The following is a 22,750-nucleotide window of genomic DNA, read 5'->3' on the forward strand; positions in this document are numbered from 1 at the left end:
CTTCAAAATTTATTAATATAAAATAAGACCTATTACTCTCATGATTTTTATATTAAATTTAATAAACCGTCAATAAATATTCTAAAATCTTAGAATTACTTTCTGACGGTTTATCAAAAACTAGTTAATTGGTCGTTAATACCTCCAATCCTTGTTATCTTTTTAACATTGTATAGGTTAACATTTTCAATAGATTATAACCCTGTAATTAAGTTTTAAAAATTTATTCTAAAAACTAAGAAATACAAAATGCATAATTTATAATATTTTAGAAATATTATTTTAATTTGTTGTAAAGTGTAGCCAATGAAATTCCTAAAGCTTTCGCGGCCTTCTTTTTCCCTTCAACAGTATCTCCATAAACAGTAATAGCTTCATTTATTACTGAAATCTCTGCATCCTTTATTATTTCCTCAAGAGATTTTAATTTCATAATATTCTTTTTTATCCCCTCTGTCTGAATAATTTTAGGAAGATGTTCAGGATTAATAATATAGTCATCTGTCATATTCGCGGCAAACTCAATAGAATTTTTCAACTCTCTGATATTACCTGGCCAATCGTAATTATATAGTAAATTAACAGCTTCTTCAGAAATTTCGATATTTCTTTTTATTTTATAAGCCATTTGATTTATGAACTTATTTACTAATGGTTTTATATCTTGGCGTCTATTTCTTAATGGTGGTATGTTTATTGGAAATATTGCTATTCTGTAGTATAGATCCTTTCTAAATTTATTTTCTTCTATCATTTTTTCTAAGCTCTTATTAGTAGCTACTATTATTCTAACATCTATATGTATTTCTTTTAGTCCACTTACACGCCTAATAGTATTTTCTTGAAGTACTCTTAATAATTTTGCCTGAAGTCCATAATCTAGTTCAGATACTTCATCTAAAAAAAGCGTCCCTCCGTTGGCCAATTCAAAAAGTCCTTCTTTTCCTCCCTTTTTAGCCCCAGTAAATGCACCATCTTCATATCCAAAAAGTTCACTTTCTAATAAGTTACTATCAAACGTAGCACAATTTACTGCAACAAAAGGTCCATTTTTTCTATTGCTATATGCATGTATTGAATTAGCATATAGCTCTTTACCAGTTCCACTTTCACCAGTAATAAGTATATTAGATTCACTCCTTGCAGCTTTTTGAGACAATTTTTTAGTTTCCTCTGAATTTATATCAACACAAATTATGTCATCAAAAGTATACTTGACTTTATTCATGCTCTTAACTCTTTTTTCAAGATTACTTATTATTAAATTTGATTTATTTAATTGTTCTGTAAGTTTATATATTTCAGTTATTTCATTCAATATAGAAATACCACCAATTATTTCATTACTTTCAATAATTGGCACCATATTTACTATATATTCAGCATCTCCTACTTTTCTAGGAACCCTTAATAACTTTTCACCAGTTTTTATTACATGTGGAAGTCTAGATCCTGTTCTCACCTCAGACAAAGGCTTTTCAATTATCTCTTCTCCACTAACTTCCGTTATCCTTGTATATGCCGGATTAGTATATTTTATAATCCCATTTTTATCGGCTATAAGAACTCCATCATGTAAGGAATCTAATATTATTCTTAACCAATTAGTTATCTCCACCATTCTCACTCCATTCCTTAAAAATATTTGTTAATTTTAATAATATCATAACTCCTTGTCTAAACATAGTTGAATTCATTCTTGATAGTTAAAAGAGACTATCCAAAACTGAATTTTGAATAATCTCTTTTATCTTTCACCTTATAAACCTATATTTCCATTGATATCTTCTGTGCCTTGTGATTCTTTAGAATGAATCTTTTTTCTAAACTTTCTTTTCAAATCATCAAAAACTGTATACATGATTGGTACTACAAATAATGTTAAAATTGTAGAAGTAACTAGTCCACCAATTACAGCTTCTGCCATTGGTGCACGCATTTCAGAACCCATACCCTTAGATACGGCAAGAGGAATCATCCCAAAGATCATAGCTAAAGTTGTCATAACTATTGGTCGCAATCGTATTAAACCCGATTGCTTTATAGCCTCTTCTCTTTCCATGCCTTCGTTAATTCTTTGTTTAGCCGCATCTATAAGCAATATTCCGTTCTTTGCAACTAAGCCCATAAGCATTATTATACCTATTATTGACATTAAACTTAATTGAGTTTTGCAAACAAATAAACCTAAAACAGCTCCAATAATTGCAAGTGGCAAAGAGAATAATATGGATATAGGATCAACAAAGCTTTCAAACTGTGCTGCCATAACTAAATATAAGAATAAGGCTGCCATTGCCATTGCCTGTTCTAAACTTCCAAGGCTGCTTGTCATAGATCCTCCAGTTCCTCCTAAAGATACTGAGATTCCTTCTGGCATATTCATTTGAGTTTGAATCTTTTTCATGAAGGCATTCATGAAAGTACCTGAAGCTGAACCTGAAATATTACAAGAAATCTGCATTTCTGCAAGTCTATCATATCTAGTCAATTGTGCTGACGCTGTTTCAAAAACCTCATCCGTTACTTCTGATAAAGGAACAAGCTTATTATTTGAACCTGAAACATAAACTTGTTTAAGATTATCAAGACTTGCACGTTGATCTTTTTGTAAATACAATACTACGTCATCTCTATTTTTTCCATCATCATACTTAGTGACAGTCGTACCACTAAATAAAGTCTTTAATGTAGTCGCAGCATCCGAACTGCTTACTCCTAAATCTGCTGCTTTATCACGATTAACTTCTAAAGCTATTTCTGGAAGACCCGATTTATCATTACTACTTATTTCTCTTACCCCAGACTCTTTAGCCAATTCTTCTTTTACTTTTTGTCCAAAAGCTTGAAGCTCTTCCCTATTGTCTCCAACAAGCTCAAAAGTAACATCTTTTGATGATCTTCCACCACTTGCCATAGAGGCAGCTGCTACTGAAACTTGTGCTCCTGGTATGTTCTGTAGATTTCCACTAAGTTTTCTAGCAAAATCTCTTGAATTTTCTTTACGTTTGTTTTTGTCTGTTAGTTCTATTTTAATTGATGAACTACTTTTTGAAACAGTAGTATACATGCCATTGATTTCTGGATATTTCTTAATAATACTTTCAATTTGTTTAGCTTTTTCTGATGCATTATCTAATGTTATACCTGAATCAAAATTTGCACTTACAGTCACTTGATTATTATCTGTTGATGGCATCATAGTAAATCCAAGAGATGAAATAAGTGTAAGACTTCCTGCAAACATAACTCCTGCAACTATTATAATTACTAATCTATGATGAAGAGACATAACTAAAAGCCTTGAATACTTGTGCGCTAATATTTCAAACTTACTATTAAATCCCTTAAAGAATTTGCTAAGAATATTTTCTTTCTTATTTCTTTTTATTCTTAGCATTTTAGATGACAGCATAGGCACAAGAGTAAAGGATATAAATAACGAAACTGCCATACTAAATACAACTGTAAGTCCAAATTGAAAGAAGTATCTTCCAATTGTTCCGCTTACCATTGATACCGGCAAAAATACAGAGATAACAGCTGATGTTGTAGCTATTACGGCAAAGCCTATTTCAGACGTCGCTTCTCTAGCTGCTTCTCTTGGGGATTTTCCCATATGCAAATGCCGCACAATGTTTTCTATAACAACTATCGCATCATCTATTAAAAGCCCTACTGCAACTGATAATGCCATTAAAGTCATTGTATTTAGAGAAAAAGCTTTTACTTTCATGCAAACAAAAGTTGTTATTATTGAAATTGGAAGTGTTGTTGCACTTATAAGGGTACTTTCCCATTCATTTAAAAATAAGAATACTATGACAACCGCTAATATACACCCATCTCTCATAGTTTCTAAAACACTATCTATTGTACTTTGTATTGATACTGAGTCATCACTTACAATATCAACATGTACCCCTTTTGGTAAAGAGGATTTAAGCTTAGTCAATGTCTTTTTTACATCATCTGCCAATTGAACAGTATTTGAACCAGATTGTTTTACTATATCAATACCAATTGCTGGCTTTCCATCGTAATATGCATAACTGCTTCTATCTGCAACTCCGTCCTCAACCTCTGCAATATCTTTTACTCTAATTTCTGTACCATTTTTATTAGCTATTAAAATATTCTTAAAATCATCTACTTTTTTTATCTTGCTGCTTATTTTAACAGAAATTTCATTATCTTTATCGATGATTTTACCTGTAGATTGGTCTACATTATCTTTTTTAATAGCATTTGATACATCAGTTGTTGCAAGTCCATACTTTAAAAGCTTATTATTATCTAACTTTATATGGATTTCCCTTGTATCTTCACCAGATATATTTACTGAACCAATACCAGAAACTGTGTATAATTTCTTTTCAATATTATCAACAACATCTGATAATTGTTGATTATCATCTAGTCCGTAAACAGCAACAGATAAAATTGATGTTGCTGATGAATCGAATTTAGAAATAATCGGTGTATCTATATCACTTGGTAACCCCCTGATACTTGAAACTTTATCTCTAACTTCTTGCGCTGCAACTTCTGGATCTTTATCTAAATCGAATTGTATATTAGTCCTTGAACTTCCTTCTGTTACAGTTGATGTTATATGACTAACTCCTGAAATTTTTCCAACTGCATCTTCTACAGTTTTTGTAACATTTGTCTCTATATCTGTTGGAGATCCTCCTGTTTCTGTAATCGAAACTGAAACTGATGCATTCTCAGCTTCTGGCATGTCATTAACAACTAATCTTTCATAACATACCATACCCACAATCGCAAAAACTAACATGATAACTGTGATAAATACTGGTCTTTTAATACTAATATTTGCTATATTCACCTATGGTCCCTCCTACTTAGAAGTTGTGTCTTCTGTGCTGTCATCTTGCTTTACTACTGCATCTACTTCACTACCGTCTTGCAGTGTACTTGTATTTGAACAGATTATTTGATCTCCATCTTTAATGCCAGATGCTATTTCTACATTATTGCCATTAGTTTCTCCAATAGTAACTTTAGTTTTCTTAACCGTTCCATTATCATTAATAAAAACATAATAGTCGCCCTCATTTCCTACCAAAGCATTGACTGGTACAGTGATTATTTCATTGTTTTGATCACTTACAAGCGTTACCTTTCCATAAATACCTGGCAATAAAGACTTATCACTGTTATCTATTTTAACTTTGCAGTTAAATACCCTTGAAGTTGGATCAGCTGCTGCATCAATGGTTTGTATTGTTCCATTATGAGTTTGGTCACTTCCTTCAACTATAACGGTAGCTGCCTGTCCTATTTTTACTTCACTTATTTTTTCTTGTGGTACCTGTATTGTTGCATATACAGATGATACATCATTAACAATTGCAAGGGCTGTACCTGTAGATGCCATTTGCCCAACATTCATACTTTTACCACTTATCACTCCACTTATCGGTGCTTTAATTACTGTATTGGCTAAATCACTTTGATTTTTATCCAAAGCTACCTTCTGTGCTTCTAAATTTGCTTTTGCTGTTTCAATACTTGCTTGTGAACTTTGAATACTTGCATTTCCTGAATCATAATCTGCCTTAGCTGAATTTAAAGTTTTTTCAGATGCTTGAAGATCTGTTTGTGATATGGCTCCACCATCAAATAATGTTTTTTGTCTATCATAATTACGCTGAGCATCATCTAAATTAATTTTATATTTTTGCAGGGCTGCCTGGGATACATTTAATGATTGCTCTGCGACTTCTACTTGTTTCTCATTTACAGTTATTTGAGCTTGTGCAGTTTTTATACTATTTTGTATATCTTGATCATCTAAAGTTGCTATTGTATCACCCGCATTTACATATTGTCCATTTTCAACTGATACAGAAATAATTTTTGCTGCTATCTTACTTGTTACTGTACCTTGCTGAACAGCTTCTAAACTAGCCTTGTATGTATCTCCCATATTTTTTTCTACTGTTTTAGCTGTCTGTACTTCTACCGATGTTTTGCTTGCAACTGCCTGAGTTGGTTTGCCTTTAGCACTTGTTGATAACTTACTTTTAACTACAGTTGCTCCCCCTGCAATAACTGCAATAATCACAGCATACACAACTATTTTTTTTACGTTTTTCATTGTGATCCTCCTCTATTTATAACACACCATGTATTTGCTTTTCTTATATAATTACTTCAACATTTTCTTGTGCTTCCACTCCTCTTAAACGCTCCTATAGGATAATTTTCATTTTTGCTCATGTTTATTAAACTTCCGAGAATTTAACATTTAACTTATCCGTAATTCTTAGAAGCATAATTTTTATCTAATCCCATTGTCATTAGTTATATTTTATATTTCCATATTATGTAGAACACTATTAATCTGGGCATCTATGTATATTTTTTCATATCTTTATAAACAATTTCTAAACTTTTTTAGATTTTAAAATATAATCTGAAACTAACGATATAAATTCCAAGATAAAAACATAAGTGGCTACGCAACACACTCTCTTGATAACTTTTTTTGCAAGTTAGCCCCATATTATTTGTCTATTTATTTATATAACTGCCTTTGAAAACGCAAAAGTTTCGCTCCTTTCTAGTATTATAAATACTAGAAAATAAAAAGATCTTAGATTAATAAATTTATTATTAGCCTAAGATCTTTTCTTAATTTTATAGATATATAATTTAAACATTCAAATTTTTAAATAAACATATTTACAAATTTGTCAAAACTTCAATCTTACATATTCATTAGAAATTATAACTTAAATATAAGTAATATTGCTTATCTCATTTGTGATATTTTTAATAACGAACTATAATTTAAATCTGTATCCCGCGCCCCACACAGTCTCAATAAATTGAGGATTACTACTATCTTCCTCAATTTTATCTCTTATTCTATTAATATGCACAGTAACAGTTGCAACATCAGCAAAGGAATCCATGCCCCAAATTCTATCTAAAAGAATTGTTTTTGAAAATACGATATTAGGGTTTGTTGCTAAAAATAGCAGAAGTTCAAATTCTTTGTTAGCCAATTTAACTTCTTTATCAGCAACATATACCCTTCTTTCCCTTTTCAATATTTTTAATCGTTTAAACACCATGACTCCATTATTTATATTATCTTTTTTCCCCATTGAAGTTAATCTATCATAGCGTGAAAGATGTGCATTTACTCTAGCGACAAGCTCACTTGGGTCAAAAGGCTTGACAATATAATCATCCGCTCCAAGATTAAAACCTTTTATTTTATCTACCGAATCCTTTTTAGCTGTAACCATTAGTATAGGTATCTCTTTATTACTTCTTATCTCTTTACAAAGCTGAAACCCATCTTTACTTGGAAGCATTAAATCAAGCAGTATTAAATCAAATTCTCTATTCAATGCGAAATTTAATCCGTCTTCTCCATTAAAGGCAATTTCAGTTTTAAATCCGCTTACCTCAAGATAATCCCTTTCTAGTTCTGCAATCAATTTATCATCTTCTATTATCAATATTTTTCGCATCTTCTTTTCTCCCATTATGTTTATATGCAATTAAGCCTGATAAACAATATAATTTTTCTTATAACAGTCAATATACGAATTTAAAGCAATACAATTCATTTTTTATCGTTTAGTACACAATTCCTTCTAGCTTAAGATATATTTTTATAAATTAAACTTTTTAGAGTATATATGCTAAATTTTCTTATTAATCGGCAAAGTTATAATAATGGCTAATCCATTGTCATTTTCAGCAGTAATTGTGCCATTATGAGCTTTTATTATATATTCGCAAATTGAAAGCCCAAGTCCACTTCCTTCACTTGAATTGGCTCTCGATTGGTCTTCCCTATAAAAACTAGCAAATAGTTTTGACAAATTTTCTTCTAAAACCCCTGGTCCATCGTCCTTTATTTTTAAAACAACGCTGTCTTCCACTTCTTCTATGGTAATATCTACCTTACCATATTCTTTCACTTTGTATTTTACACTATTCTCGAGTATATTTGTAAGCACTCTTCGAATTTCTTCAAAATCCATTCTAATAAAAATATTATCTTTACAATTATTTTTATAAGTTAAATCAAGCCCCTTACCTCTAAATTCTAGTATAGCATTGCTAAAAAAATCTAAAAAGAACTCATTACAATTTATATTTTCAAAGTTAAAAGGAAATTTTCCAGTATCTAATTTGGAAAAGAAAAATAATTTATCTACAAGCTTGTCCATATCACAAGTTTTACTATATATAATTTCATAATATCTTTCACGTTTTTCATCTGTATTTGCAATTCCATCCTTTAATCCTTTTGAATATCCTTTAATTGTTGTTAATGGTGTACGTAAATCATGAGATATTCCTGCGACCAATTCCTTTCTATTTTGCTCATATTTTAGCTGCATATCAATTGATTCTTTAAGCCTTACTCTCATTTTATCAAAATCCCTACAAACTTTTGCAAATTCATCTGTCCCTTGATAACTCAGCTTAAAATCAAGGTTCCCTTCTTCTATTTGTCCCGCACCATAGCTTAGTAGCTCTAAAGGTTTAATCAAACTTTTAGCTACTCGTGACGATAATATCCCATTAGTTAAAATAATTATAAGCAGCGCTACTATGAATACAACCCCCATGTAACTTAATAGAAATGTTCTTGCCTCTGCTTTCATTTGCTGTCTGCTCATTAAATTATTATTTGATTTTACAGCAAGCATATTAATATTTTTTCCATCTTTAGTTAAACTATTTTTAACTAAACTAATAGAATTAACCTCAAGGACTATTGAATCTGAAGATGTAAGAACGTCACGTTCAAGCCTAGACATAGCAACTTTATCAGCATCAGTTATATTAGAAAATATCGTATCACCGTCACTTGTGATTATAAAATCATAACCGGCATTTTTAAGATCTTCCTTCGTCTTGTTATAATCATTAATTTTATCATAATTATTTCTAATTTCTTTATTATACATAAATAAAGTTTTCTGAATAAATGATATTCCACTATCCTCTTCAAAAACTTTTATTTTCTTACCATATATCTCTGTAAATCCTTCTAGAACTCCAACTGCAATAACTACTATCAATATTGCTGGGACTATCAACATAAAAAGATTTGACATAGCTAGCCGTTTTTTTATCATCATAATTACAATATCTCCTTCTAATTTCTTTGTTAATCAAATACTTTCGCTAAAGTATGCCCCACCTAAATGGCTAATTTTTAGCTTTCTCTCATAAATTAACATAATTATAATATAAAATACCACTTTATTCATCGTTAATCAATGCTAGTATTTTAATAATTCAATCATTCTAAACTAACCTATCAATAACTTCACAACCAATATGTCCACTTATAATAATACGGCCTGCTACTATTATAAACTGCTCATTTTTACACATCTACTCCTTATATCTATAAATTTTTACTTTATCTAGGCATAAGATGAAAGTATAACAGCTCCAAGGTCAATCTTTACCTTAGAGCTGTTATTATTAATGTCTTAATAGATTTCATGAAAAATATGCTTACAATTGTAACTGTATATTTATTAATTCTATATCATTCTGACAATTAATGATTTTATTTTTAAAATACCTTATTAAGTCGTTTTTATCCTTCTGCCACTACTGCGCTTGTTTCTTCTTGTTTTCCTTCTTTTAATAAAAGTGTTGGAATTATTACAATAGCAGTTATGATTGAAATTATAAACATTGTCTCATTAAGTGCTTGAAGCTGTGCCTGACTTGCAACTTCACCAAAAATCTTACTTAAAGCAATTCCTTTAGCATCACTGCCTGATATCCCACCCTTAATAAGTGCACCTTGAAGCATTTCAAATAACTTCATGCTATTTTTATTAAAAGATGTCACTTGCGAAGCTAAGTTAGAATAATCAACCACATTTCTATGTTGCATAATACTTGTAATAATTGTGACACCTATGGAAGTCCCTACTTGCTTAACTGTATTTGTCAAAGCAGATGCATTTGACATAGCTGCCTTTGGTAATCCACTAAAACCTACTGTTTGAACAGGTGCCATAAGAAATCCTACGCCAAAACCTCTAATCATTAATAAGACTGTAATCTCTATATTGGCAGTATCCAACGTAATTTTTGACATACTATAACTGTTAATGCCTATCAAAATCAACGCAAATACAGCAAATAATCTAACGTCAAATTTATTACCAATTTTCCCATATAAAATCATGGATATAGCTGTGGCTATTGCTTCTGGAAATAAAATCAAGCCTGTACTCATCGAATCAAGACCCTTTATTTGTTGAAGAAATATTGGCATCAGAAACACACCACCATAAAGTGCTAACATCGCAACATTCATTATAATATTGCTCATACAGAAGGTATAATTCTTTAAAAGTTTTAAATCAAGCAATGGTTCTTCAATAAGTAATTCGTTCACGACAAATATTAAAAGGCTGTAACATCCAATAATCATAAGAATGATATTTTTTATGTCGTTCCAGTCCAAATCACTTTTTCCAAGTACATAGAGAACGCATGACATTCCAATACTTGAAGTTAAAAATCCAATAATATCGAATTTCTTTGATGACTTATGTTCCGATTTCTTAAATATAAGTATAGCCATTATTGTAGCTGCTATTCCAACTGGAAGGTTTATAAAAAAGAGAAATCTCCAATTGAAATTTTGAATGATATATCCACCTAAACTTGGTCCTAGGGCAGGTGCCGCCATTACGCACATTCCCATTACCCCTATTGCCATTCCTAGCTCACTTTTATCAAAAGTAGTCATTAATATTGTCATACCAAGGGATATTATACAAGCTCCTCCAATTCCTTGAATTACTCTTGCAATTATCATTATAGTTTCATTCCATGAAACACCACACAGTAACGAACCTAAAGTAAACAAAATCAACGCAGTAACAAATACATTTTTAGTTCCAAATCTATCTCCAAAATAACTTGTTGATGGAATTGTAACTCCCAAAGTTAGAGTGTATGCGCTAACGACCCATTGTATTTGATCTATTGATGCGTTAAATGTCTGCATCATTTTAGTAATAGAGATATTAATAATGCTTGTATCAAGATTTGCCATAAAAATCGCCATGATTACAACGCTCATAATAAGCCATTTAGATGAAGATTCTTTTTTATTTTCCATGCTCCCACCTACTTTATATGTATTTTTATATCTGCATTTGTACCAGGTAGAAGATTAGCATCATTTTTCTCAAATTCAATTTTTACAGGTACCTTTTGAACAACCTTAGTGAAAGTTCCACCAGAGGAGGATGGTAAAAGTGAAAATGCTGAATTTGAAGCTTTTCCTATATACTCAACTTTACCTTTAAATGATTTCCCTTCAAATTGGTCAATTTTTATATCTACACTTTGTCCTTCATGTAATTTTTCAACCTTAATTTCTTCTATATTAGCAGTTATATAAAGCTTTTCTGGGTCAATCATTACTGCAAGTGTCGATCCAGCCGAAACATATTGTCCCTCCTCAGTTTCCTTTTTAATAATTATCCCATTAGTTGGTGCTCTAAGTAACACTGAATCAATATTAGCATCTGCTAAGCCATTAGCATCTAGCCGACCTAAAATTTGATCTTTTACATCTTTGTCCCCTTCTTTTGCATTAAATTCAAGAAGTTTACCTGATACTTGCGGAGTTATGCTGATAAAATCTCCATCAACCTTTGCATCTTCTGTTGAAACAAAGTTTTCATTGTTATACCAGTAATAAAAACCTACTCTACCAAGGGTAATTAACATTGCACATAATATTAATAAAATTATTGTTTTACGTTTTTCTTTCATCCCTGTCATCCTTTCTTAGCCTTTTATACCAACTTCAGCAAACATACCTGGTTTCAATTGCCCCTTTGAATCTGTTAAAACTATTTTAACTAAAACATTGGAGTTTTGAGAGTTTAATGTTGAATTTATTACTGATATGGTTCCTTCAAATTCTGAATCTTCTATTTCGGATACTTTAACTTCTACAGCTTGTCCTTCTTTCAAATCTTTTATAACCCTTAGAGGTGCATATGCATTCACACACAAAGCATCAGGATTAGATATTGAAATAAGCGTACTGCCAGGTGCTGCCATTTCACCTTTATTTATACTCTTAACAGTAACTTTACCTGAAATAGGTGCTGTAATAGTTCCATTATTTAATGCCACCTGCGCTGTTTTTACTGCTTCTTCAGCTTGATGTACTTGAGCCTTGTAAACATCTATACTTGTTTCTGTAGCACCATTTTTAAGCATTTCTAATTGTTCTTCTGCAGACTTTTGTCCTGACTCAGCTGAGGTAAGTTGCTGCTGTGCAGTTTCAAGCTGAACCTCTGTAGCTGCGCTAGCATCAACTAAAGCTTTTGTACGATCATAATTCTTTTTAGCAACATCATAGGTTGCTTTAGCGCTATCCAAAGCGGCCTCTGCTTGTGATATTTGTTCAGGCCGAGTGCTATTCATAGCATTATTTAAATTTGCATTTGCAGTATTTACTGCTGCTTGTGCCTGATCTACCTGTGCTTGAAGATCCTGAGTATCTAATTTAATCACGGCATCACCTTGATTTACAGTTGATCCTACATTAACTAATACATCTGAAACTCTAGCAGAAATCTTTGAAGATACATTAACTTGATTATCAGTCTCAATCCTTCCAGCCATAAGATATATGGAATTTTGCTTATTAACCGCTTCTACTTGAATAGCATTTTCATTCTTATTGTTTTTTACAGCGCATCCCGTAAAAAGAGAGGTTCCTATAAGCGTTGGTAATATAATTAGCAATACATATTTCTTCATAAATTAATTACTCCTTTAACAAACTAATCTATTTTATGCCTTCATCTGAAATTACATCTCGTAGGTCATTAGGTTTTATAATTTCAAAGATTGGATCTAAAACCTTAAATAAAGCTATTAAATCTTCTATTAATGAACCATGATTAGCGATTTCTAATTCTATCGATAGTGCTTGCTGGCTTATAACAGCAAGTATAAGATAACATTTTTGTGGCCATTGGAGATAAGTCACCACTCTACTAATCCAATTAATAATCTAGAATTTACAAAATCTAAATACTACGAATGTTATACTTCTTTTAAGGTACACGAGTACCTTAAAAGAAGTATAACATTGGAAATTACAAAATGCAATACTAAATATTAGCATTAATAAATCATAAATATCTCTGAAACTTCGGAATCCTTAATAGATGTAAGTTCTACCATTTTCTTTTTAATGTGCATATTCTCAAGAATATATATTTTTTAGAATATTACCATATTGGTTCTAGTATTCTGTCCCTACGCCAAGAACAATAAAAAAAATACCTATAGACCAAACACTTTCTTCATGTGTCTTGTTCATAGGTATAGTTTTAAATTATCTTTTTGATTTTGTTGAAATTTCGACATTTAGCTTTCTTCCAGCAAATTTCTTTCCAGTGCAATGCTTCATTATTGATTCCGCTGCAGCCTCTGTTACATTTACAAATGAAAACTTTTCAAGAATATCAATATCTCCGACATCTTCTCTTTTTACCTTTGCATTCTCATTAAAGAAATCCACTAGCTTCCTTGGATTAATCTTATCCAAGCGTCCTACATTCAAAAACAGTCTCTTGTAATCTGTCTTCGAACCTATTTCATTTTCAGTATAGTCATAGTTCACTTCTTTACTATATACCATATCCATTAATGCCGCTGCTACTTCTACAAGGTTAAACTCTTCATCAAGTTCTGTTGCCATTGGTATAAATTTCTTATAGCTATCCTGCTCCAAAGTTTCCTTTATCTTTGAAAACATATTTTTGTACTTTGAAACAAATATTTCATCAACAGTAGGAATTTCTCTTCTTCTTATCTTGCTTTTTGTAACCTTTTCAATATGTTTAAGAGACATATATTCCCTTGCAGTAACCAATGTGTAAGCAACACCTTTCCTATTTGCTCTACCTGTTCTGCCTATTCTGTGAACATAGGATTCTACGTCCTGAGGCAAATCGTAATTTATTACGTGCGTTACATTTTCAACATCTATGCCTCTTGCAGCAACATCAGTTGCTATCAGGAATTCTAAATTTCCTTCTTTAAATTTTCTTAAGGTATTTATTCTCTGATTTTGATTCATATCTCCATGCATTCCTTCAGCAGTATACCCTCTTCCCTGAAGACCTTCAACAAGTTCATCAACGTTCCTTTTGGTCTTACAAAAGATTATTGCAGATGTAGGTTCATCAACATCAAGTATCCTACATAGTGTTTCAAATCTATCCTTGTTTTTAATTTCATAATAGTATTGATCCACTGTAGCTACAGTCATTGCATTTTTTAAAATGGCTATGTGTTTCGTTTCAGACTTCATATATCTTTTAGCAAGTCTTTTGATTTCTTCAGGCATAGTAGCTGAAAACAACATTGTCTGTCTGTCTTGATTTGAATTTTTTATTATTTCTTCTATATCGTCAATAAATCCCATGTTTAACATTTCGTCGGCTTCATCCAATACAAGAAATCTAATAGAGCTCAAATTTAAAACTTTTCTTCTTATTAAATCCAACACTCTACCTGGAGTTCCTACTACTATATCTATCCCTCTACGTAAAGCTGAAATCTGCCTGTCAATAGGTTGACCACCGTATACAGGAAGCAACTTAATCTTAGTAAATTTAGCTATACGATTCAATTCATCATTTACCTGTATAGCAAGTTCTCTTGTAGGCGTTAGTATTATACTATTTACCTTACCATCTTGCTTTCCAATTCTGCTTAATATTGGTGCACCAAATGCCAGTGTCTTTCCTGTTCCTGTTTGTGCCTGCCCAATAACATCATGACCTTCTAAAAGAACTGGTATTACCTCAGCTTGAATCTTAGAAGGTTCTTCAAATCCCATTGCATCAATGGCCTTAAGAATACTCTCATCAAGACCTAATTCACTAAATACCTTATTTCCCAAATTAACCCCTTCTTTCTTTTTTATAAATTTATCTGATCTCTAGACAATGTAACACTCCCACCTCTTTTTAGGTTGTAGATAACAGTAACATGCCCTAAGATTGGTTCAACTAAGATTCAGATGGTGATTCCAATCCCCCACCTTAATCAAATTTTACTTTATTTCAATAAAAAGCCACCTTAAACAAGGCGGCAAAAATCACCTATTATGTTGTTAATAAACATCAAGAAGCTATTTTATACTTTTTGAATATTGGTTGCTTGAGGACCTTTTGTACCTTTTTCAACATCAAACTGAACTTTATCTCCTTCTTGTATACTAAATCCTGAAAGAGAAGATGAATGTACAAAAACATCTTTTTCTCCCTCTACCTCTATAAAACCAAATCCCTTTTCTGAATTAAAAAACTTTACTGTACCTGTTTTCATAAATATCCTCCTTATAAAAATATTGTATTTTGATTTGTCAAGCATATCATCACTTGTAGAAGCAAGTTATGATTTATAGTTTACTAGACTTTTCCCATTATTAAGTATTCCCAACATTTCATAAAACAATACTTTTATAAGAACAAAGTAAAATATACATTCTTATTAATTTTTATTTTCCTGGCAATTAATATGATTATTTCTGCTTCATGATTGATTTTTGCATATAAAATTTTGAAAATTTATAAAAAAGGCATGCCAAGTATTTCTAACTGACTTACCTTTATTGGTGTTTTCTAGTAATATTATGGATATAATTATAGTAACATATTATTAGAGAAGAATCTATGTTTATTAGGATTTTCTTTCCATAAATCTTAAATTTACAGATTAGATATTTATTATCACTTTTTTCTAACTCAAAGAATAATCCACTAATTCATCAAAATTAGTTTCTACATCTAGCATTAAAATAAGCTCCTTGGTTTTATCCTTTATAGTATTATATGTGATTTGATTGTTGGTATACAAAATGAGAAATTTAGGAAATAAAAATATCTATTTTTCAGCTTCAGATTTTAATAAAGAATATAGATTCAAATCAACAACACCTTGTCCCTTCCAAGTATATCCCTGCCTAATTGTACCCTCTTTAATAAAACCATTTCTTTCTAATACATTCTGAGATTTAATATTTTCTGGCATGATAAATGCTTGTATTCTATTGATTCCAATGTCATTAAATAAATAGTCTACCATTACCCTTACAGCTTTAGTAGCAATTCCATTACCCCAAAACTTATCGTTCAACCTGTAGCCTATAGTTATCATATTTACCTCGCTAGAATAGTCAAATATCTCTGCTATTCCAACAACCTTCTCAGGTTCATTATTTAGACATATACCAAGAAATATGCATTTTTTCTTATGAAAATCTCTTTCAAAATGTCCTATCATATTAGCAACAGTATTTTTATTCTTTTTAATCATAATAGGAGAATATTTAAAAAGCTCTTCATTGCTATATATTTCGAAAATTCCGTCAAGGTCAGTATCAACAATTTTTCTTAGTGTTATTTCATCATCTGAAATATGTGGAAATTGTTCATATGGATTTTTATTCAAATTATCCTACTCCTCTCATATTAGGTGTAAAAAGTATTACTTCACATGAAAGATTATAAAATATATCTTTTCTACTGCACAGCTAATTATTATCTGATGATATCAGCAAATCCCATTCATAAACCTGTACTCTATATAGTCCACTTTTAATTATCGGGTCTTTTTCAGCAATCATTCTTGCCTCCTGTAAATCCTTGGCTTTAAATATAATCATACCACCACTAGCATTAGCGAATCCTCCTCCAACAAAGTATCTTTCGCTAGCAATATCATTTAAATATTTTACATGATCTTGGAAATCTTTTTCTGTAGTTTCTAATTCATTATTCTTATAATCAATTCTTACAAATAACTTGTCTCCTTTTTTCACACTTCTTCTTCCTCCGTCTTCTTAATTATCCATGCTAAATCTTCTGCAGATCCTAAATAATATTCTCCAATTCTTTTTCTAATCGAATATACATTTTTACCCAGAATAACATATATTCCTATTATTGTAAACACAGTGTAAACCAATTTTATATGCAAAATTAAAAGATTAATTTTATATTTTCATATAATATATGTCTCTCAACCATATATACTAAATATAGATATAATTTTATAAATAACCACAATATATGTGAAATAAACGTTTTTTCATTCATTACTCTTAAATTAAAAGGAGGTTTACATGGATTTTAATTATATTGAAGATTTAGTTACCAAGTGTAAAAATAATGATGAATTAGCAAAAGAACAGTTAGTAAATGAATTTAAGCCTTTAATCCTTAACATTTCTAAAAAGACTTTCATAGATGGTTATGATATATATGACATACAACATGAATGTTATAAGTACCTTTTTAAATGTGTTTCAATGTACAATTTAGATAAACATAGGTTTGTTGCTTATGCTACAAATGCTATTAAGAATAATATAAATGATTTGATTAGGAAAATTAAAAACAGAAGTTCGACTGAAGGAAATGCTGCTCTACGTTTGTATGATGATTTTGAAAAAGATATCCCATCGCAAGAAGTTCCCCTAGAAGATTTGCTATGCGACAGATGTGATTATGATGAATTAAGATCAGCTTTAAATAATCTAACAAAAGATGAGATGGAACTTATAGATTTTCTCTTCTTCAAGAATAATACAGTTAAAAATTATGCTTATTTAAAAGATATGTGTTATTCTACGGCTATCCTTAGAAAGAAAGTTACGCTTAAGAAAATCTCTAATTATATTTCTATATAATTATAAAAATATAATTGTTTAAAAGATCCAAAGTTAATTAAGGCCTTGGATCTTTACTTTATAAGATATCAATATTCTATTTACAAGAACAATTCTAATTTTCGTATCCATAAGATTTCCTAATTAGATCGAAATGTTCTTGCATAGCATTGTGAGCTAGCGATTCATCCCTTTTCTTTAAATTTCTTAATAAATTCTCATGTATCCATAATAAGCTTTCTTTTGTATTTCCCTCATGAAAAATTTGCATTCTAGCATTCCGTATGAATTCGTCTACAAGTTGAGATATAACATTAAGTACATTAATTAATAATACATTTCTCGATGCCTTTGCAATTAATTGATGGAACTTAATATCTAATTCAACACTTTCTTCTTCACTACTAGCAACATACATCTTATCCAATAACTCTGTTAAGAGTTTAAGCTCACTATCGTCTATATTTTTAGCTGCTAATTTAGAACATTGAAGTTCTAGTGTTTCCCTTAAATCATACATTTCTTTTGGCGAACTCTCCTGCAGCATAAACATTATTGAAAGAGGTTCAAGCAAAGAGTTATTAAAATTTGTTCGTATATAATTTCCAGCACCATGTCTGCTTTCTATTAATCCTATGACTTCTAAAGCCCTTATAGCTTCCCTCACAGATGCACGCGATACCTCAAGAGATTCTGCCATCTCTCTTTCTGTCGGTAATTTATCTCCTTTTTTTATTTCTCCATATTTTATTTTATCCTTAATTTTCTCTATAACTTGATCATATACTTTTGGATTTTTATTAGGTACAAGCATATGTTATTTCCCCTCCTTTTCTTATTGATATTTCTTAATACATTATACATCAATTTTCTAAATTCTAATATTCTGAAAAATATGTATTCTTCTATGGTAATATTCTTCACAATATTTATTCTTTGCTATATTAGAATATATGTTATTTATAAATCTATCCAATGCTCATATTTAAAAACATTAACTCTCCCAAAAGCATTTTAAGGAGTTCAATAGACAGAATATTTTCTTCTAACTTAGAAATAATATAATCAAACAATCTAATTACTTATTATAAAGATACTGAAAGGTGGCTAAATAATGAAGAAAAATATTACAATTTTCTTTACTTCTATAATTCTATTCTTTGCAATAAATATAACAACTACATTTGCAAATCCTACTAGAAGTTTTACTACAGGTGTTTATAATGCAAGAGATACTAACTTATTGATAGGTTCTTCACTTACTGCAAGAATTACTCCACCTGACAGTAAATCAATAATCTTAGTTATCGATTCTGATCAGACCATGCAGGCATTAGTAAGGCTAAATCAAAAGGTCCCTAAGCAAATTTTACCGCCACTTGACTATGATTACTCAATTATAATCTTCACTAATGGAACTGTATTACTTTCATAAAAACACTACTATAAATGGTGATTAATAATATCGAGAATTTAACAATTTTAAATATTCTATTATTAGACTAATCATCAAATATAAGCGTGTATTTAAATTTACCATGTTAAATACACATGTTAGCCATATATCCTTAATAGGAGGTGGTAACATGATGGATGCTAATGAATTAATTAGTCTCGTGGCTAACAATGGTTTTCCTATAGCAGTAGCTGCATATTTACTAATCCGCTTGGAAAAACAAATTGGAAGCCTATCTAATTCAATTAATAAATTAAATGCTATAATATCAGCAAAACTTGGAATCGCTCTAGATGTAAATCCTAGTAATAATTCTAATAAAGTGGTTTAAAAAGAAGATTGGTATCATTTTAAACTTTCAAAAAGAGATAACATTCTTATTAGAAAAATTATCTCTTTTTTAAAAATCACACCATTAGCTTTTATCTATTCAATTGGTCTTGCTTGTTTTTCCTAAACTTGCGCTAAAAAATTTATTTCTAGCAATTCTTTAGTATAATTCCAAAGTTTATCTTCTATATCAGTATTACCTGCAGGTTGTACTGGTATAATTGGTTTACCAGTTCCAACATTAAAATATCCACCTGTTACACCTTCATACTCTTTCTCCAATGCTAATCTAAGAATAATATCCGCCCCTCTACGTGGATCTCCAATATGCAGAAATTTCAATATATGTTCAAGTGTAGAGGCAAACCATAATTCACGTCCAAGTCCTGTAACATTAAATCCTGGATTAAGTGCATTAACAGTAACTCCAGTTCCTTCAAGTTTGCGTGAAAGTACTCCCGTAAACATAATGTTTAGCAACTTTGTTTTTCCATAAAGAGAAGAAGACTGTCTAGACGTAAATGTATTTATATCAGTCAAATCATCAGGCAGTTTTAACTCACCGTGATTGCGTGATGCTTCAGAAGCAACATTAACAATCCTAGCATTTCCAGACTTTATTAATGATTCTATTAATATATTAGTTAATAACCAAGGTGCAAAATAGTTTACAGCTATCATTTCTGGAAAACCTTCAGAAGTTATTCTTTGCTCAAAAGCATGAAGCCCAGCATTGTTCACTAAAACATCAATCTTTGGATATGAATCTTTGATTTCATTTCCTATTCTTTTAACATCTTTCATTAGTGATAAGTCTCCAAAGAAAAAATCTATTTCTGCATCCGGCGCTATATTTTTTATAAGCCTTTCAGTCGCTTCTGCTTTGCTCTTACTCCTAGCTGTCAATACAAGATGAGCACCCCTTTTGGCTAATTCACTTGCAACGATCTGTCCAAGGCCATTAGTAGCGCCAGTTATTATAACTATTGGATTAGTACTCATAATAATCCTCCTTAATATTTATATACTAATTTAATATTTCTTGTAGGATTTTCCTCTAAAGTATTATTGATATAATACATGTGTTAATATTACTTGACATGTAATAAACAAACAAATATACTTGATATATGTCAATTATATTTGTTTGTTTGACATATGTCAAGTATCATATAATTTAATTACTAAGTCGAGGTGTAATATGGACAATAATAATATTAAAAGAATAGAATTAGAATTAAAATTAGGTAGGGAATTAAATGCACTCATAAGTGCATCCCATGCATTAAATGTTAAAACAGCAGCTCGTTTCGATTCAACATTACAACCTGCTGCCTTTTTACTTGTACGTTGGCTTTTCTCATTTGGACCAGCAAGTGCCACGGTTTTAGCGGAATCAACAGCTATGGATCGGAGTTCTGTCAGCCGGCTTGTCAATCAACTTAAAAAACTAGGCTATGTGCAAAGTGAAATATCACCTAATGATCGTCGTGGAATATTATTATCTTTAACTGAACTTGGACGAAAAAAAACAATTGATGCGCTAAAAGAGAAAGAATCTCTATTTTATGAACGTATTTCAAAATGGGACGATTCTAAACTAGAATTATTTACTGAAATGCTCAGAGATTTTAATTGCCAAGATCCCAAATAAGCCTACCATAAATTCTTAACTTAATAATATGATAATGTAACTTGATATAGATCCTAGTGATGATTCTAATAAAGTGGCTTAAGTAAAGGCTATAAACATTGAAAATTCAATGCTTATAGCCTTTAGCTTTGTTTGTAGTTTAATTTCTCATTTTTAAAATTTATAAATTTAAATACTATTGTACCATATGTTGCAGCTAAAATTGATGCAATCATAATACACATTTTTGCTTCAGATAATATATTGGCATCTGCAAATGACAATGATGACACAAATATTGACATAGTAAATCCAATACCACCAAAAACACTTGCACCATATAAATGTCTTTTGGTTACATTAGATGGAAACTTAGCTATTTTCAATTTTATTAAAATAAATGAAGTTCCAAATATACCAATTTGCTTTCCTACAAAAAGACCAAATATAATTCCCAATGAAGTTGATGAAAACAAATTGTTTGAAAAATTATCTGTATTAATTACTATACCTGCATTTGCAAACGCAAATATTGGCATAATTAAAAAGCTAGACCATGGTGTTAAAGTATGTTCAAGTTTATACAATATTGAAGTTTTAAATTTATGAATATTTTCTCCAATTGGCAACGACATGCCTAGTAAGACTCCTGCAATTGTTGCATGTATACCGGATTTCAAAAGGCAAATCCATAGAATTATACCTAAAATAATATAAATAGATATATATTTAATTTTAAATTTATTAGCCAAGATAAGCGCAGCAAAAACTATTAATCCTAATAAAAGCGCCATCCATGAAATTTGACTATTATAAAATATTGCTATTACTATAATAGCGCCTAAATCATCAACTATAGCAAGTGCAGTAAGAAATACAACTATTCCTTTGGGAGCATTTTTTGCAACTAAAGAAAGCATTCCAATTGCAAATGCAATATCTGTTGCCATCGGTATCCCCCATCCTGTAATAGTTGGCTCCTTATAGTTAAATAATGCATAAATAATTGCAGGAACAATCATTCCACCTATGGCTGCAGATATTGGGAGTATTGTCTTTTTAAAAGATTTTAGCTCACCAAATACAACCTCTCTCTTTATTTCCATACCAACAACTAAGAAAAATATAGCCATCAATCCATCATTAATCCAATGAAGAACTGACATTGATAAAGAAAATACACCATATCCAATTGTTATACTTGTGTGCAATATATGCTCATAACTCCCTGAAAAACTCGAATTCGCAATTATAATTGCTACAATAGCACAAATTAAAAGAATTATACCACTAGAAGACTCACTTTTTAAAAAGTATAAGAATGGACTTAGTATTTTAGTTTTAATTTTAGTTTTCATTACTAACCTCCTTGTATAATCTAGTTGTAACATTTGATAGAAAACTATTTATCTTTCTAACGAACATTACACCTCTTATTATTTTTAATATTCTAATTTATTACTTTGCCTACGCCCCGATAGGGAATATGCATTTCATATCTTAAATAGTTTTTTATTTAAATTCCTTAAAGGAATCTAACCAAGTTTTATATAGTCTAGTATAATACTCCTGAATA

The 22,750-nt window shown here is 30.5% G+C and carries 21 protein-coding genes; 4 read left to right on the top strand and 17 right to left on the bottom strand.

Annotated features, from left to right (window positions below; genetic code table 11):
• Positions 1 to 277: 277 nt before the first annotated feature.
• The 14 genes from KEC93_RS14905 to KEC93_RS14970 all read right to left on the bottom strand — a co-directional run bounded on the left by KEC93_RS14905 (position 278) and on the right by KEC93_RS14970 (position 17,040).
• Positions 278 to 1,621 (bottom strand): sigma-54 interaction domain-containing protein, encoded by a 1,344-nt coding sequence (locus KEC93_RS14905; protein ID WP_077869084.1) that lies wholly within the window; start codon positions 1,619 to 1,621, stop codon positions 278 to 280.
• 138 nt (positions 1,622 to 1,759) lie between these two features.
• Positions 1,760 to 4,852, bottom strand: a complete 3,093-nt coding sequence (locus KEC93_RS14910) for an efflux RND transporter permease subunit (protein WP_077869083.1) — start codon at positions 4,850 to 4,852, stop codon at positions 1,760 to 1,762.
• A 12-nt stretch (positions 4,853 to 4,864) separates the two neighbouring features.
• Positions 4,865 to 6,127, bottom strand: a complete 1,263-nt coding sequence (locus KEC93_RS14915) for an efflux RND transporter periplasmic adaptor subunit (RefSeq protein WP_077869082.1) — start codon at positions 6,125 to 6,127, stop codon at positions 4,865 to 4,867.
• Between the two features lie 688 nt (positions 6,128 to 6,815).
• Positions 6,816 to 7,514: a response regulator transcription factor gene (locus KEC93_RS14920; RefSeq protein ID WP_077828886.1), complete on the bottom strand. Its 699-nt coding sequence runs from the start codon at positions 7,512 to 7,514 to the stop codon at positions 6,816 to 6,818.
• Between the two features lie 174 nt (positions 7,515 to 7,688).
• Entirely contained in the window at positions 7,689 to 9,143 is a 1,455-nt protein-coding gene (locus tag KEC93_RS14925) for a sensor histidine kinase (RefSeq protein WP_012059116.1), read from the bottom strand.
• A gap of 470 nt (positions 9,144 to 9,613) precedes the next feature.
• On the bottom strand, positions 9,614 to 11,161 hold the full coding sequence (locus KEC93_RS14930) for a DHA2 family efflux MFS transporter permease subunit (RefSeq protein ID WP_077869081.1): 1,548 nt from the start codon (positions 11,159 to 11,161) through the stop codon (positions 9,614 to 9,616).
• A gap of 8 nt (positions 11,162 to 11,169) precedes the next feature.
• Positions 11,170 to 11,823: an HlyD family secretion protein gene (locus KEC93_RS14935; RefSeq protein ID WP_077869080.1), complete on the bottom strand. Its 654-nt coding sequence runs from the start codon at positions 11,821 to 11,823 to the stop codon at positions 11,170 to 11,172.
• A 15-nt stretch (positions 11,824 to 11,838) separates the two neighbouring features.
• Entirely contained in the window at positions 11,839 to 12,825 is a 987-nt protein-coding gene (locus tag KEC93_RS14940) for an HlyD family secretion protein (protein ID WP_077869079.1), read from the bottom strand.
• Positions 12,826 to 12,853: 28 nt separating this feature from the next.
• A complete protein-coding gene (locus KEC93_RS14945) occupies positions 12,854 to 13,060 on the bottom strand; it encodes a hypothetical protein (RefSeq protein WP_077869078.1) in 207 nt (68 codons plus the stop codon).
• 348 nt (positions 13,061 to 13,408) lie between these two features.
• Positions 13,409 to 14,983, bottom strand: coding sequence for a DEAD/DEAH box helicase (locus tag KEC93_RS14950; protein ID WP_077869077.1), 1,575 nt, complete (start codon positions 14,981 to 14,983; stop codon positions 13,409 to 13,411).
• A gap of 236 nt (positions 14,984 to 15,219) precedes the next feature.
• Positions 15,220 to 15,411, bottom strand: a complete 192-nt coding sequence (locus tag KEC93_RS14955; protein ID WP_039771389.1) for a cold-shock protein — start codon at positions 15,409 to 15,411, stop codon at positions 15,220 to 15,222.
• A 558-nt stretch (positions 15,412 to 15,969) separates the two neighbouring features.
• Positions 15,970 to 16,536: a GNAT family N-acetyltransferase gene (locus tag KEC93_RS14960; protein ID WP_077869076.1), complete on the bottom strand. Its 567-nt coding sequence runs from the start codon at positions 16,534 to 16,536 to the stop codon at positions 15,970 to 15,972.
• A gap of 82 nt (positions 16,537 to 16,618) precedes the next feature.
• Positions 16,619 to 16,906, bottom strand: a complete 288-nt coding sequence (locus KEC93_RS14965; RefSeq protein ID WP_077869075.1) for a YciI family protein — start codon at positions 16,904 to 16,906, stop codon at positions 16,619 to 16,621.
• On the bottom strand, positions 16,903 to 17,040 hold the full coding sequence (locus KEC93_RS14970) for a hypothetical protein (protein ID WP_172462761.1): 138 nt from the start codon (positions 17,038 to 17,040) through the stop codon (positions 16,903 to 16,905). Before KEC93_RS14970 ends, KEC93_RS14965 begins: the two co-directional genes overlap by 4 nt.
• 169 nt (positions 17,041 to 17,209) lie before the next feature.
• Between KEC93_RS14970 and KEC93_RS14975 the strand changes: the two genes are divergently transcribed.
• On the top strand, positions 17,210 to 17,776 hold the full coding sequence (locus KEC93_RS14975) for a sigma-70 family RNA polymerase sigma factor (protein ID WP_077869074.1): 567 nt from the start codon (positions 17,210 to 17,212) through the stop codon (positions 17,774 to 17,776).
• Between the two features lie 94 nt (positions 17,777 to 17,870).
• On the opposite strand, the gene KEC93_RS14980 is transcribed toward KEC93_RS14975, so the two are convergent.
• A complete protein-coding gene (locus KEC93_RS14980) occupies positions 17,871 to 18,569 on the bottom strand; it encodes a FadR/GntR family transcriptional regulator (protein WP_077869073.1) in 699 nt (232 codons plus the stop codon).
• A gap of 300 nt (positions 18,570 to 18,869) precedes the next feature.
• On the opposite strand from KEC93_RS14980, the gene KEC93_RS14985 reads away from it, so the two are divergent.
• The gene (locus KEC93_RS14985) at positions 18,870 to 19,190 is read left to right on the top strand and encodes a hypothetical protein (protein WP_077869072.1); all 321 of its coding nucleotides are present in this window, start codon (positions 18,870 to 18,872) and stop codon (positions 19,188 to 19,190) included.
• Between the two features lie 154 nt (positions 19,191 to 19,344).
• A complete protein-coding gene (locus KEC93_RS14990; RefSeq protein ID WP_077869092.1) occupies positions 19,345 to 19,542 on the top strand; it encodes a YvrJ family protein in 198 nt (65 codons plus the stop codon).
• Positions 19,543 to 19,664: 122 nt separating this feature from the next.
• Here KEC93_RS14990 and KEC93_RS14995 read toward each other — a convergent pair whose 3' ends face one another.
• Positions 19,665 to 20,543, bottom strand: a complete 879-nt coding sequence (locus tag KEC93_RS14995) for an SDR family NAD(P)-dependent oxidoreductase (protein ID WP_077869071.1) — start codon at positions 20,541 to 20,543, stop codon at positions 19,665 to 19,667.
• Positions 20,544 to 20,742: 199 nt separating this feature from the next.
• Between KEC93_RS14995 and KEC93_RS15000 the strand changes: the two genes are divergently transcribed.
• Positions 20,743 to 21,195, top strand: a complete 453-nt coding sequence (locus KEC93_RS15000; protein ID WP_077869070.1) for a MarR family winged helix-turn-helix transcriptional regulator — start codon at positions 20,743 to 20,745, stop codon at positions 21,193 to 21,195.
• Between the two features lie 122 nt (positions 21,196 to 21,317).
• On the opposite strand, the gene nhaA is transcribed toward KEC93_RS15000, so the two are convergent.
• Complete coding sequence (gene nhaA, locus KEC93_RS15005; RefSeq protein ID WP_077869069.1) at positions 21,318 to 22,532, bottom strand: Na+/H+ antiporter NhaA; 1,215 nt, start codon at positions 22,530 to 22,532, stop codon at positions 21,318 to 21,320.
• Positions 22,533 to 22,750 lie beyond the last annotated feature (218 nt).

The organism is Clostridium beijerinckii, assembly GCF_018223745.1.
Classification (GTDB): Bacteria; Bacillota; Clostridia; order Clostridiales; family Clostridiaceae; genus Clostridium; species Clostridium beijerinckii.

What these genes read in the sequence shown, in the direction of transcription:
- KEC93_RS14905 (WP_077869084.1), bottom strand. Translation starts at nt 1,621, where the DNA reads ATGGTGGAGATAACTAATTGGTTAAGAATAATATTAGATTCCTTACAT.
- KEC93_RS14935 (WP_077869080.1), bottom strand. Translation starts at nt 11,823, where the DNA reads ATGAAAGAAAAACGTAAAACAATAATTTTATTAATATTATGTGCAATG.
- KEC93_RS15000 (WP_077869070.1), top strand. Translation starts at nt 20,743, where the DNA reads ATGGACAATAATAATATTAAAAGAATAGAATTAGAATTAAAATTAGGT.
- KEC93_RS14990 (WP_077869092.1), top strand. Translation starts at nt 19,345, where the DNA reads ATGGATGCTAATGAATTAATTAGTCTCGTGGCTAACAATGGTTTTCCT.
- KEC93_RS14955 (WP_039771389.1), bottom strand. Translation starts at nt 15,411, where the DNA reads ATGAAAACAGGTACAGTAAAGTTTTTTAATTCAGAAAAGGGATTTGGT.
- KEC93_RS14925 (WP_012059116.1), bottom strand. Translation starts at nt 9,143, where the DNA reads ATGATGATAAAAAAACGGCTAGCTATGTCAAATCTTTTTATGTTGATA.
- nhaA (WP_077869069.1), bottom strand. Translation starts at nt 22,532, where the DNA reads ATGAAAACTAAAATTAAAACTAAAATACTAAGTCCATTCTTATACTTT.
- KEC93_RS14920 (WP_077828886.1), bottom strand. Translation starts at nt 7,514, where the DNA reads ATGCGAAAAATATTGATAATAGAAGATGATAAATTGATTGCAGAACTA.
- KEC93_RS14930 (WP_077869081.1), bottom strand. Translation starts at nt 11,161, where the DNA reads ATGGAAAATAAAAAAGAATCTTCATCTAAATGGCTTATTATGAGCGTT.
- KEC93_RS14940 (WP_077869079.1), bottom strand. Translation starts at nt 12,825, where the DNA reads ATGAAGAAATATGTATTGCTAATTATATTACCAACGCTTATAGGAACC.
- KEC93_RS14915 (WP_077869082.1), bottom strand. Translation starts at nt 6,127, where the DNA reads ATGAAAAACGTAAAAAAAATAGTTGTGTATGCTGTGATTATTGCAGTT.
- KEC93_RS14985 (WP_077869072.1), top strand. Translation starts at nt 18,870, where the DNA reads ATGAAGAAAAATATTACAATTTTCTTTACTTCTATAATTCTATTCTTT.
- KEC93_RS14995 (WP_077869071.1), bottom strand. Translation starts at nt 20,543, where the DNA reads ATGAGTACTAATCCAATAGTTATAATAACTGGCGCTACTAATGGCCTT.
- KEC93_RS14980 (WP_077869073.1), bottom strand. Translation starts at nt 18,569, where the DNA reads ATGCTTGTACCTAATAAAAATCCAAAAGTATATGATCAAGTTATAGAG.
- KEC93_RS14975 (WP_077869074.1), top strand. Translation starts at nt 17,210, where the DNA reads ATGGATTTTAATTATATTGAAGATTTAGTTACCAAGTGTAAAAATAAT.